This is a genomic window from bacterium, from assembly GCA_016708025.1.
Classification (GTDB): Bacteria; Zixibacteria; MSB-5A5; order GN15; family FEB-12; genus FEB-12.
Window position 1 is genome coordinate 106066 of the sequence record JADJGQ010000004.1, and the last position, 13117, is coordinate 119182.

The window sequence follows — 13117 nt, forward strand, 5'->3', positions numbered from 1 at the left end:
CAGCAACTCGTCACCCTTCGACTGCGCTCAAGGCGACGAGCGAATGGGATCGCAATGACGGTGGAAAGCAAACGGCAGACGGGGACGTCTGCCGCTCAAAGTGTCAGTAGCATTCGAGATTAGGATGCCAGCTTTCGCTGGCATGAGGCGGTAAAGTCCTGCTACTGCTCGAAGACGATCTTGCCGCCGAGGATCGTCTTGAATGTCTGACCCGACAGCTTCCAACCGATAAACGGAGAGTTGTTCGATTTCGAGAGGAACTTGTCTCCCTTCACCGTCCACTTCTTCTCCGGATCAATGATCGTAATATCCGCCACCGCGCCTTTCTTCAGTGTCCCACCCTGCAGGCCGAATATGCGCGCAGGATTGGCCGACATCTTTCTGATCGCATCGGTCCAGTCGAGATACCCTTTATCGATCAGACAGGTTTTCACCAGCCCAAGAGTCGTCTCAAGGCCGATCATCCCTGATGGCGCCTGGTCATACTCGCAATCCTTCTCTTCGGCAGAGTGCGGGGCATGGTCGGAGGCGATACAGTCGATAGTCCCATCGACCAGACCCTCGATGACGGCCATGCGGTCATCTTCGGTACGAATCGGCGGATTGACTTTCAGGTTGGTGTTGTACGCTTTGCCGATCTCGGTATCATTGAGCGCAAAATGATGCGGGCAGGCCTCAGTGGTGACATTCACGCCCTCGCGCTTGGCCTGACGGATAGCATCGATAGCGCGGCGAGTCGAGATATGCTGGATATGCAATCGTGCGCCGGTGAGGCGGCAGAGGGCGATATCGCGCAACACCGCGATCTCTTCGGCAACAGCGGGAGAGCCGCGCAGACCGAGGCGCGTTGATTCGAAAGACTCATTCATCACGCCAGGGCCGACGAGGTACTGATCCTCGGCATGCTGCATCACCACCAGATTGAACATTTTGGAATATTCAAGGGCGCGGCGCATGATATCCGGGTTCTGCACGTAGTGGCCGTCATCGGTGATCGCCACACAACCCATCTTGACCAGATCACCGATCTCAGAGAGTTCCTTGCCATCGATATTCTTGGTGATCGCACCAGCGACATACACTCGCGCAGAAGCATTCTTCGCGCGATCCTGCACGAATTTGACGGTCTCCTGATTGTCGATGCGGGGCGTGGTGTTCGGCATACAGCAGATGCCGGTATATCCACCCGCGGCCGCGGCCATGCAGCCGGACTCGATCGTCTCTTCATCTTCGCGACCAGGCTCGCGCAGGTGGACATGGATATCGATCAGTCCGGGGACAACCAGTTTCCCCTTGGCATCGATAACCTGCGACTTGTCGGCGGCTTTGATAGCCCGCTGGGTCTCGGCGGAGTCCTTCTCGACTGAGGAGATGAGGCCGTCTTTGATGAAAACGTGCCCTTCGTTGCCGAATCCCATTTCCGGGTCGAGGACGCGTCCGCCGGTGATGACAAAATCGAATTTTTGCTGCTCATGCTGCACCGCCCTCTTCTTTGCGACCGGAGAGCAGATAGAGAACTGCCATGCGGACCGCCTGACCATTGGTGACCTGTTCCAGGATGACCGAGCGATCGCTGTCGGCGACCTCGCTAGTGATCTCCACGCCGCGATTCATCGGGCCGGGGTGCATAATGGTGTAGTTTTTGTTGAGTCGTTTGAGTCGCTCTTTGGTCAGACCAAAGAGATTGGTGTATTCGCGCTGGGACGGGAAGAGGCCGGCCTGCTGCCGTTCCAACTGGATGCGCATGATATTGACGACATCGGCGCCATCGAGCGCTTCGTTCAGATCGGTGTAGACATCGACGCCGAACTTTTCGACATCGACCGGCAGCAGCGTCTGCGGACCGCAGACCGCAACCGAGGCGCCCATCGTTTTGAGTCCCCAGATATTGGAGCGAGTGACGCGGGAATGTTTGACATCGCCGACGAGCACTACGCGCAGCCCTTTGAGCTTGCCGTATTTCCGGCGGATAGTGAACATATCGAGCAGTCCCTGAGTCGGATGCTCATGGGTGCCATCGCCGGCATTGATGATGTTGGCTTCCATGCACTGCGTGAGATAGTACGGAGCGCCGACGGAGGCGTGGCGGACCACCACCATGTCGATCTTCATCGCTTCGATATTCTGCACCGTGTCGCGCAGCGATTCACCCTTTTTCACCGATGAGGTGGAGGGTGAGAAGCTGACCGTGTCGGCGGAGAGACGCTTTTCGGCAAGCTCGAATGAGATGCGCGTGCGAGTGGAGGGCTCATAAAAGAGATTGAGCACTGTGATACCGCGCAGAGTGGGAAGTTTCTTTACTTCGCGGTCGAGGACCTCGCGGAACGATTCGGCGGTATCGAGGATCAGGTCGATATCGGATTTCGGCGCGCCCTCGAGCTGTAAAAGATGTCGGGAGGAGAGCTGGCTCATTTGCTTTTCCCTTTCTTTCCAGCGGGTGATTTGGTGGCTTTGGCAGGCTTGGCGGGTTTCGCGGCTTTGTCGTGGTTTTTCACGATATAGACGCGGTCGGAGCCTTCTTTTTCTTTCACTTCGAGCACGACCTGGTCGGATTTGGCGGTCGGGATATTGATGCCGACATAATCCGCCTTGATAGGGAGCTCGCGATGGCCGCGGTCGACGAGGACGGCGAGCTGGATCGTTTTCGGGCGGCCGAAATCGATGATCTGGTCGAGCGCGGCGCGGATAGTCCGGCCGGTGAAGAGAACATCATCGACGAGGATGATATTCCGTCCGGCGACATCGAAGAGGATATCGGTGCGCTGGACGATCGGCTGGTCATGTTTGGAGCGGACATCGTCGCGGTAGAGGCTGATATCCATGAGGCCGACCGGGACTTTGACGCCTTCGAGTTTTTCAAGAGTGGCGGCGATCCGTTTGGCGAGAAACGCGCCGCGGGTGAGGATGCCAATGATCGCGAGCGACTCGGCGCCGGAATTGTGCTCGAGGATCTCGTGCGCAATACGGGAGAGGGCCCGCTGGATCTTGGTATCATCCAGCAGCAGATCAGACTTATCTGACAGGGGCATTCGGATTCCTTTTGTGACCTCGCAGGATCACTTTAAAAGGTTGGTTTTTCTAGCTGGCGGGAAAATAGCGGATTGTGGGGCAGTGTCAAGGGCGGGGGGAAGAAAATGTAAGTGGTTGGGGGGAGAGGGGAAAGAAAAGGCGAAAGCACCATGAATGACGGGGCCCTCGGCCTCGATTAAACGGATCGGTGATATCCGCATTGCCTATTGCCAGACTGTGAACAATTCTATACAGGCAAGCAGAATCGCGCAGAACCAGAGACTCCCTGTCCGAAAATAGGTGGTTCCTAGAATCAATCCGATAGCCAAATAAGTGGGCCAGAAAATTGGAAGCACGTAGTAGTGCAGTAGAACAAATACTATAGCCCCAAGTGTGATCCGCATGAGACCCTTGCTGTCCTTTAGATTGGCTCGCTCTATAAGTTCAGCCGTGAAACCAAAAGAAATCCAGACAGTAATGAACGAAAGGAACGGCAGAACCACCATGACATGCCGCAAGAAAACAGAAAGTGGAGACGCAATTCTAAGGTCGAGAGAATACTTAGCTAGGAGAAGATCCGTGACAAACAAAACACCAATGACAGAGACGGCCGCAATACTCCAGGTGTAGAATGGCCGAGTATTGTGACCCAGTGGCGCTCTGTCCTTTCGCGCGGCATCAAACTTTGCTAAGGCCAACATCGGTGTCACTGTGGCCACGAGAAACGGAATGACATAGGACATCATGTATAGGATGCGAGAAATTGCAGTACCGGAGCCCGTTGCCAATTCGAACACACCTGCGTAAGGCCGTGCAGCTGCCATGAGCAGTGCGAGGACAAATCCAGTTATCAGAAATACGAATGGAGTCGAACTACCTTTCCACAGAAGCATAGTCATGCATAGTCCAAGAATGAATACGGAATAAAACGGCATGGAAACGCCCAATAGTGAATAGAACGGATTTGATGCACCCAACCAAGCAAGCGAAATGTAGTAGAATATGCATGTAGCAAAAAGCCAACCTACGCCAACTCCAATCGCAATCCTACGAGATGAAAACGGCACAAGAGTCAAGGTCGCAAATAACCCAAGCTGAGCAATTCCAAAAAGAGTACTGACGTCCACGAAATTTCCAGTCAATCAGTTAGTGCGTTGGCGAATTCACTGAATCTTATTCGCCAAGAAACGAGTACGATTTTGTGCTGTCAACTAATAGATCAGCAGCTCTCACATCTCGTCTCCGCTCGATGCGACAGGTTTATCCCACTGGTTTGAGATGTTCGGGGCGGGATGTAGAGAGAGATTTAGGGGGTTGCTTCGAAATCGCGGAGAGGGTATTTGTGTTGTAACAGGAGTGGTGGCCGCGATTTCTCGCAATGACGTTACCGCCAGTACGTGGTTGAGGAGTCTGGCCGGTTACAATCGAACCTTACGGAAATTGCCTATTGCCTCCCCAAGAGTCTTCGCCTCTTCTATGGTACACTCGCCCTTATCGGACATTGAGACACTGTATTTCATCAGGCGGCCATCGGTTTCGAACCAAATGTAGTAATCTATGAACCAGCGATGCAGTTTCGCTCGGTACTCAAGCCACCCATTGCCGATAGTATCAGGCAGCATTTCCAATTGCTTCTGCAATTCGGCGCGGTTCAACGTGCCGTTACCGGTAATTCCCTCCTTACCGAGACGTACCTGTAGCTTGACAAACGAGTCAGCATTCACGGCGTAGTGATATCCGAAGGGATCATAGAGAATTGCTGTTTCAAGAAAAAGTCTGGCAATGCTGTCTGCAGTTGCAAGAGTAACGGTTAGGTCTTGCGAAAGCACAAGGCGATTGAATTCGGCTTCAGCGTCGGCAAAGAGTCTGTACACACCACCAAGAGAGTCCACTGCCATCCGCGCAGGAGGGAAGTCGGCGGACCTTGGTGCTACTGTTATGCAACTTGTATCGACCACTAAGAATCTGACCCCAGGCAGAAGTTGCTGAGGTGTCTCTTCTATTCGAATGCAGCGGGGATTTGATGAAGGAAAAGTCTCCCTCACAATTGAGTCAAGAGGGAACGAGCTTGCCAATGATGCGAAGAAAATGAATAGTGTTAGGAACATTGCTCAATCTCCAAGACAAAGGTATGGGAATTCCATGGGAAGGGCAAGGGGGGAGTGGGCGGTCAAATTCACATCTCGTCTTCGCTCGATGCGACAGGTTTAGCTACGTGGTTTGAGATGTACGGGGCGGGATGAAGTGGGAGATACATGGGGTTGCTTCGAAATCGCGGAGGGGTGGGGAGGGCGGACTCAGAGGTCAAGTCATTCCGGGTACCATCCAAGTACGTCGAGACCCTTGATGGCAAGTATACAGATCGCTAACGCTACAGTGAACGCAAACAACGCGAGGTCAATTGCACGTGATTTCGGCACTTTCTTTATGGCACGTCGATAAGAGACAATTGAACTCACGATTGCGATAGAAAACACGCCAACGCCAATAATGAACTTATTCACTGCTGAGTACTCATTTCAAAGGTATGGAGCCTAGTTACAAATAGGGTCGCTATCTCCATTGGGATTGTAAAAGAATGAGGCGGTCGAGGCAAGAGGAGAGTGGGGATGTCGAAAAGTCTCGCATCTCGTCTTCGCTCGATGCGACGGGTTTGGCCACGTGGTTTGAGATGTTTGGGGCGGGATGAAGAGGGAGATTAAAGGGGTTGCTTCGAAATCGAGGAGGGGGGATTTGTGTTGTAACTCGGGGAGTGGCCGCGAATTCTCGCAATGACAGTCATAAGAAAAGGCGGGTTCGAAGACGGACCCGCCCTACAATGTCAGTGAGTGTCGAAACCCGCGCTTTGCGCATCGGCCACGCCGGCATCGGTTTCGACCTACAGGCTACAAGCTACCCGGCAGTTCTAGTTGCTGCGGGGGGTGCCGGGGGCCTCAGGAGCCTCAGGGGCTTCGGGAGATTCCGGAGGTTCGGGGGCGTCCAGATCGTCCATGTCAAACATGTCATCCATATCGTCCATGTTGCCCCAGTTGCGGTGCATGCCGTCCATGCGTCCCATTCCCTGCATACGACCCATACCCTGCATGCGGTCCATGCGCATTTCTTTCAGTTGGGTTTTCTGTTTGTCGGTCAGGACATTTTGAATAGCCTCGCGATGGCGGTACTGGGCCTTCTGCATATCGAGGCGCAATTTCGCCAGTTCATCCATAGCGGCGAAAATCTGAGTCTCAGACGCTTTGTCGTTGCGTCGAAGGTCAGCCATCTTGACTTGCGATTTTTGCATGGCGGCGCGACGGTCGATCTGCTCAAGACGGAAAGTGGTCATCATACCCTGGATCTTTTCTTTCTGAGCCTCGGTCATCTCGAGTTTGTCAGCGAGCATGAGCAGACGCTGGGCGCCATCGCCACGTCCCATCATGCCGTGGCCGCGCATCCCGCGTCCAGCTTTGGCGCGCGGAGCCATGCCATGTCCCATCCCCTGGCCCATGCCGGGGCCGGAGCCCATTTCACAATTGGCCTGACAGTTCTGGCCGCGGCCACCGGGTCCGGCAAAAGCGACGACTGCGGCGACCAGCACGAGGGCGGCGAGCAGTAAAAGAATCCGTTTCATACAATCCTCCTTAGCGGTTATTTAATTGTCTTCAGAGTCATCATCGTTGTGCGGCGGAGTCATCGGACCGCGGGGTCCGGGGCGACCGGGCATGCCGCGCACTTTTTGGATCATCTGTCGCTCGAAGCGTTGCAGGAAGATCCTCAGTTTGGCGCGCTGCACGACAGTGAGCGATTTGTCCGCCTCAGCTTTAAACTTCAGGCGTAACTGGTCGCGTCGGGTGTCCAGATCATCGAGTTGCGACAGTATCAGGCTGATCTGTTTTTCATCCCGCGTTTTCTTTTTGACCAGCGGTACCAGTTGGTCAGTCAGGGTGCGGGATTCGCGCTCTATTGCCTGGAGCTCTTTCATTTCATTGTCGAACAGGTCGCGCATGATCTTCTGCTGGTTTTCATCGAGATCCAGCATTTCGATCATCTTCTGCATGCGGAACTGCTGGAACTGACGGCCGCGTTTGTCGGACATCGGTGCGTCAAACGGCACGGGCGGTTCACCGGAGAGCGGATCAGTGCTGTCATCGTGGCCCATGCCATGGCCGGGAGGGGCGAGAGGCGGCTGGTGGTCCTGCGCGCCGGTCGGTGTGACTGCGGCGCCGATCAGGAGCAGCAATGCAAATATCGGTAGCATCTGTTTCATCAGAGGAGTTCTCCCACATCGAAGTTCTTCTCAAGGTACTGCATCTCTTCATCGGTGAGATTCTGCAATACTTCGCTGGCGGCGTTATCATCGAGAGTGGAATAGTCGAGTAACATCTGTTCGAGCTCGGAGTCGGTCATGTCGAGAGTCGTGGTCGGCAACAGGTTGGTGTCGACCGACGCGAGCTGGGTGGTGTCCTTGGTGGTCGGGATATCAACAGAGATATTGCGACGGTACTGGTCAACACCAATTGCCGCGGCGAGCACGACCACTGCGGCGGCCGCGATATAGCGGATGCGGCTGGTCCAGGCCGGTTTCGGTTTGGCCTGACGGTTGATGGCATCCTCGACCGCCCATCCGATCTTGTTGGATTCGAAGATGTCGGTCACAAAAGCGGAATCATCGCCGAGATTAGCGGAGAGCGACTGCAGTTCCGCGGCATAGGCGCGGCATTCAGCGCAGGTCGCCAGGTGGGCGCGCATCTCTTCCGGAAGGTCCGGTTGCCCAAGCAAGAGATCGAGTTCTTCTCTTCGCTGTTCGCAGGTCATGACCGCCACCCTTTCTCGGTTGCAGTGACGCGCAGTTTTTTGATCGCTTCGCGATACAGAGTTTTCACGGTGCCCAACGCTTTGCCGGTGATCTCGGCTATTTCATCGAATTGATATTGTTTGTAGAAGCGGAGTTCAAAGACGATCCGCTGTTGTTCCGGAAGTTGCCGCATGAAGGCGACGACATTGCGGCGCAGTTCATCGCGGGTGAGGTCCTGCTCCGGGGTGGAGGCGGATTCGATTTCGGTCTCTTCCAAAGGTGCAGAGGTTCGGTTGGCCGCGGAATTGAGATAGTGTAACGATTTGTTGACGGCGATCCGGTAGAGCCAGCTCTCGAATTTGGCGTCGCCGCGGAAGGTGCCGATATTCTGCCAGGCGGAGATAAAGGAGTCCTGGGCGAGGTCGAGAGCTACCTCGCGGCTACCGGTCATTTTGTGGGTCAGGGCGACAATCGGGTTCATAAGTAAATTCACCAGTTCAGAAAACGCAGCTCGGTTTCCCGAGCGAGCTTGCTCCGCCAACCGACGGATGGATTCTTCGTTTCCATGTGTCATTCTGCGTATCTGACCTTTGGACCGGTTAAGGAGCAAAAAGATTAATCGGGGGGGAAAGGGCAATAAAAAAGCCGGATATATCAATATCCGGCTGAAACTTGCGAAAAGGGGGGCTTTTAGTCTTTGCGGCTCTTTTCGAGCACTTTCTGGTATTTCGGGAATTCATCCAGGACCCGTCCGGCGCCACGGACCACGCAGGTGAGCGGGTCATCGGCGACATTCACCGGCAGGTTGGTTTCCTGGCGGAGCCGTTTGTCGAGGCCGCGCAACAGTGCGCCGCCGCCGGTCAGGACGATTCCACGTTCCAGAATATCGGAGGCCAGTTCCGGCGGAGTCTGCTCGAGCGTCTGGCGGACAGCTTCGACAATGATGTCGACGGTTTCGGCCAGGGCCTCGCGGATCTGCACGGAAGAGATCTTCAGATTTTTCGGCACACCTGCCACCAGATCACGGCCGCGAACCTCGAGCGAGAGTTCTTTCTCGAGCGGGAAGGCGGAGCCGATCTTGATCTTGATATCCTCGGCGGTCAGTTCGCCGATGAGCAGGTTGTAATTTTTCTTGAGGTAGTTGATGATCGCTTCGTTGAACTCGTCGCCGGCAACACGAATGGAGGTATCATTGACGATACCGGAGAGGGCGATGACCGCGATCTCGGAGGTACCGCCGCCGATATCGATGACCATCTGGCCGGTAGGCTGTTCGACCGGAAGGCCGACGCCGATAGCAGCCGCCATCGGTTCCTGCAACAGGTAGACCTCGCGAGCGCCGGCATTTTCGGCGGAGTCGCGGACCGCGCGTTTTTCCACTTCGGTAATGCCGGAAGGGACGGAGATAACGACACGGGGTTTCATCAGATATTTGTGCTTCACCACGCGGCGAAGGAAGTCGGCGATCAATTTTTCGGAGATCTCAAAGTCAGCGATCACGCCATCTTTGAGGGGGCGGATGGCATCGATGCCACCTGGAGTACGACCCATCATCTCTTTGGCGGCGGAGCCGATAGCGAGGACCTTGCCGGTACTCTTTTCGACAGCGACGACAGATGGTTCGTTGAGGACGATCCCCTGGTTACGGACATACACGAGGGTGTTGGCTGTCCCGAGATCGATCCCAATATCATTCGAGAGGGCGTCAAAAAATCCCACTGAGGAAATTCCTTTTTCTGCAACAGCCGTCATACAGGATGTATTCGGCCAAAAGTCTGGGTAGTTTAGTGGGAGTGAGGGGTTTAGGCAATGAAAAAAAGGTCGGGCAAGGGGATGATAGCGGGTGAATGGGGAGTAACGTGAAGCGGGGGAAGGGGTAAGGAGGGGGAGGAAGTTCAATCAGGCTTCGACTGCGCTCAGCCCGATTGAAGGAGAACGTGAGTGAACGGGCAGACGGGGACGTCTGCCGCGCAAGTGACGGGCTTCGATCCCTGAATCAAGTTTAGGAAATGCTTCGCTCGGGTCTCGTCCCCCGCCTTCGCGAGGGCATGCTTCGCTCGGGTCTCGTCTTCGCTCGGGTCTCGTCTTCGCTCGACCCGACGGGTAAGGGTGACCCGTGATCACTAGTCCTCTACACCTGTGGCGTCGCGACTTCATACCTCTCGCGATGCAACTCCACGTCAGTCACGTCGAACGCTTGCACCTGTCGCCTCGAGCGAAGACGAGAGGCGAATCCCAACCTCCATCTCCGTCATTTCAATAGCAGCATTTTTTTGGTGGCGGTGAATGACGCCGTGGTCAAACGATAATAGTAAATGCCGCTGGCGACCGGTTTACTGGCGGTGGTGGTCCCTTGCCAATGGATGCGATGAGTGCCGGCCGAGAAATCTCCTGAGTGACGGTAGACCACATTCCCCAAAACGTTGATGATCTCCAGTTTTACTTCGCTTGCGCGCGGCAGATCAAAGCTGATCACGGTCCCGGCATTAAAGGGGTTGGGGTAGTTCTGGTGGAGGGCGAAGGTAGCAGGGAGATTAGGGTCGTTGTCGTCGTCGGCATCGCTGACGATGTCAAGTAGCGAAACGACTTGGCCGCCAAGATAGTTTATAGTTTTGAGATTGGGGATACCAATGTTGCCCTGGAATCTCAGCAACGGGCCAGAAACGATACCTGGGAGTCCATCGCAATCTCCAGGTGGCATATGAATCAACAGGTATGTTACGCCACCAGTCTGATTGCTTTTCAAAACCAGGTTTGTGTCGAGCAGTGTGGCAGAAACGTTGCCATCGATAGTTAGAAGCAATGCCCCCAAAGTGTCTTCTGATACCAGGAAGAGCACCTTACTATCAAGACAGTAGAAACGAGCTGTGTCCACTCCCTGTGGGATCGGTTCGCATCGGTAGCCGCAGGCATTGCGGCGGAAGATAGCGAAGTCCTGAAGTGTACCGGGCTGGTTATCCGAGTTGATGTCGGCAGTAGCCAGTTGAGCATTCGGCATGATATCAAAGACCGAAATGCCTTCCACGAGGTAACGGGCGAAAAGTTCTTCATCGGCGATCTCGTATGAGTCTCCGTCAAGGTTGAGGTCGCCGCGGCCATCGACAGAGTCGTTACACATGAAGTCAAAGCCGCCGTTGTAGAAGTCTATGCCAGGGTAGCTTGAGATTACAGGGATGGCGCCAGGTATGCATAAACCCGATGGTACTCCGCCAAAACCAGGGAAGACCGCATACTCGGGCGGAATAGGGTTTTGGTAGTTCCAGGAATCGTACACTTGATCTTCATACAGGCGACGAACACCGGACAAATCGGAAATGATGTTATCGTCGCAGCTCTCCCAGTAGAAGCGGATGGGATGAAGAGTGCACTCAAATCTGCATTGGTCAGCTATATGGAAATTCAGAGTGAAAAGGGTGATCGGCAGGTTCTCCGGGCAAGTTGTGTCCGGGTAAAACGAACCATTGTTGATGTCAAACAACGCAATGACTCTGACTTTGTTGAAGCTGCAGGTGTCACAGATCAACGCAGTATCATTGCGATAGGTGAAGTACTCCCAGTCACAGTTCTCGAAAATCTCTCCTGCAACGACGTTGTCCAAACCAAGCGCCCGGGGATAGGCAATCAAGAAATCAAATGCACCAATGCGCAGCAATTGGCCGATCTCTGTCAAGTTGACATCGGCACTCAGGGGACCATATGGCATTACCGATTGATTCTTCTGAATCGCAACCTGGTACTTCGTTGACCCGGTCTCTAACAATAACGCGATGAGTTTGCCGCCGCGGTATTCAGCGGTTTGGATGGAGAGGATCTCGTGACCTTCGAGGCCGGTCAGGATCGTGCTGGGGAGGATATAGGCGCTGTCGGAAATTTCGCTGTAATCTAGTATAGGCGAAACAAAGATGCGGGTGACCTGGCCATCGAAATAATACTGCATTCCGACATGATCGACATGCAAGACAGGCGTAGCCTCGCCGGCGACGGTGAGGAGTAGCGCGCCCAGGGTATCGGTCGACGTCAATGTAAGAGCGCCCTGGGATAGCTCGAAGGTGGCGGTATCGAGCGGGGGGCGTACGCCCAATTCGGCTCCGGCTACGACCCGGTACATAAAGCAGAAATCTTCGACGGTGAGGGGGATGCCATCGCCATTGACATCTGTTGATAATGTCTGGCCGGCCAGGTTGATGGTGAAAACCAGATTTCCATAGATGAAGTAGCGTTGAAAGAGAACGATATCAGCAAGCTCGTTTGGGAAGCCATTAAGGTTCACGTCGCCGCGCGAATCGATTGAGTCAGCGCAGACAATTTCAAGGCCGCCGTGGTAGAAGTCGACAAAGCGTTGCGGCGAGGGGAAGAGGTTCTGAATGAACCAACAGGAATCACCAGGCAGGCCGTTGGTGCCGGGGAAGAAGGCGGTTGTTGGATCAATCGGCGAATGTGCTCCCAGAGAGTCGAAAACTCGTCCAGTCATGAAATAGTCGCAGTAGCCGCTTTCGCACTTCAATCGGTTGTCGTCGCAATCGCGCCAGAAGAAGCGGATCGGACTATAGGTACAATCAAGAGACCGATCGTTACTGACAAAGAATCTCAGAGTAAAGAGTGTTGCCGGCAGTGAGTCAGGAAAGCCGCAGGTCGGGTGGTCATCGCCATTGTTGGTTTCGGCAATACCGATGACACGAACGAGGCCGGGAGGGCAGTCGGGGCAGTTGCTATCGGCGCCATAGCGATAGGTGAAATATTCCCAGCCGCATTGTTCGTAGATGTCCCCCTCGGTGACGGATTGGAGCGCGAGGCCGGCGTTGTCAAAAGTGATCAGGAGATCGAATCCACCGAGGCCACGAGCAGGGAGGACGGAGTCGATGGTGACATCGACGTCAACATAGGCGCCCTGCAGGACCATGCGCTTTTGCGCGATGCGGACGTCGTAAGGGTGCGGTTCACCCGACCGACCTTCGCGAACAGTTTGCCGCCGCGGAGGGTGGCGATTTGAAGGGAGAGTATTTCCTGGCCTTCGAGGCCGGTCATTATCCCTCCTGGACGTATTCCGCGGAAATGCGGCTCTTCACCAGGATACGATGTTGAAGGATAGATCAAGATATTGGTGTTCTCCCCATCAAAATGAATCCCCCCAACCATCTGTGGTACAATCGGGGGGGGGGCCCCCCCCCCCCCTCTTCTTAAGCAGAGCACCTTAGTGTATCATATGACGCAAGGAAAGCCCCCCCTGTTCGCCCAGGGTCCCCCCCCCAGGATTTCTGGAAAGTGGTGTCCAATTGCATGACTGCTGAAAAGCAATCGAGGGGTAGAAGGAATGCCCATTGAGGTCAGTACAAT

12 protein-coding genes are annotated in these 13117 nt (G+C 54.6%); all 12 read right to left on the minus strand.

Annotated features, from left to right (window positions below):
- Positions 1–161: 161 nt before the first annotated feature.
- Positions 162–1541, minus strand: a complete 1380-nt coding sequence (locus IPH75_13855; GenBank protein ID MBK7143154.1) for a dihydroorotase — start codon at positions 1539–1541, stop codon at positions 162–164.
- Positions 1471–2412 (minus strand): aspartate carbamoyltransferase catalytic subunit, encoded by a 942-nt coding sequence (locus IPH75_13860; protein ID MBK7143155.1) that lies wholly within the window; start codon positions 2410–2412, stop codon positions 1471–1473. The genes IPH75_13855 and IPH75_13860 overlap by 71 nt, the downstream gene beginning before the upstream one ends.
- Positions 2409–3029, minus strand: coding sequence for a bifunctional pyr operon transcriptional regulator/uracil phosphoribosyltransferase PyrR (gene pyrR, locus IPH75_13865; GenBank protein MBK7143156.1), 621 nt, complete (start codon positions 3027–3029; stop codon positions 2409–2411). The genes IPH75_13860 and pyrR overlap by 4 nt, the downstream gene beginning before the upstream one ends.
- Before the next feature lie 204 nt (positions 3030–3233).
- The gene (locus IPH75_13870) at positions 3234–4136 is read right to left on the minus strand and encodes a CPBP family intramembrane metalloprotease (protein MBK7143157.1); all 903 of its coding nucleotides are present in this window, start codon (positions 4134–4136) and stop codon (positions 3234–3236) included.
- A gap of 291 nt (positions 4137–4427) precedes the next feature.
- Positions 4428–4883 carry a hypothetical protein gene (locus IPH75_13875; GenBank protein ID MBK7143158.1) on the minus strand — a complete coding sequence of 152 codons (456 nt, stop codon included), beginning with the start codon at positions 4881–4883 and terminating at the stop codon, positions 4428–4430.
- A gap of 435 nt (positions 4884–5318) precedes the next feature.
- Positions 5319–5513, minus strand: a complete 195-nt coding sequence (locus tag IPH75_13880; GenBank protein ID MBK7143159.1) for a hypothetical protein — start codon at positions 5511–5513, stop codon at positions 5319–5321.
- A 401-nt stretch (positions 5514–5914) separates the two neighbouring features.
- Positions 5915–6619: a hypothetical protein gene (locus IPH75_13885; GenBank protein ID MBK7143160.1), complete on the minus strand. Its 705-nt coding sequence runs from the start codon at positions 6617–6619 to the stop codon at positions 5915–5917.
- 21 nt (positions 6620–6640) lie between these two features.
- Positions 6641–7255, minus strand: coding sequence for a hypothetical protein (locus IPH75_13890; protein MBK7143161.1), 615 nt, complete (start codon positions 7253–7255; stop codon positions 6641–6643).
- Complete coding sequence (locus IPH75_13895) at positions 7255–7803, minus strand: hypothetical protein (GenBank protein ID MBK7143162.1); 549 nt, start codon at positions 7801–7803, stop codon at positions 7255–7257. Before IPH75_13895 ends, IPH75_13890 begins: the two co-directional genes overlap by 1 nt.
- Positions 7800–8276: a sigma-70 family RNA polymerase sigma factor gene (locus tag IPH75_13900; protein MBK7143163.1), complete on the minus strand. Its 477-nt coding sequence runs from the start codon at positions 8274–8276 to the stop codon at positions 7800–7802. The genes IPH75_13895 and IPH75_13900 overlap by 4 nt, the downstream gene beginning before the upstream one ends.
- 197 nt (positions 8277–8473) lie before the next feature.
- On the minus strand, positions 8474–9535 hold the full coding sequence (locus tag IPH75_13905) for a rod shape-determining protein (GenBank protein MBK7143164.1): 1062 nt from the start codon (positions 9533–9535) through the stop codon (positions 8474–8476).
- A 499-nt stretch (positions 9536–10034) separates the two neighbouring features.
- Positions 10035–12683: a T9SS type A sorting domain-containing protein gene (locus IPH75_13910; GenBank protein MBK7143165.1), complete on the minus strand. Its 2649-nt coding sequence runs from the start codon at positions 12681–12683 to the stop codon at positions 10035–10037.
- Positions 12684–13117: the final 434 nt, after the last annotated feature.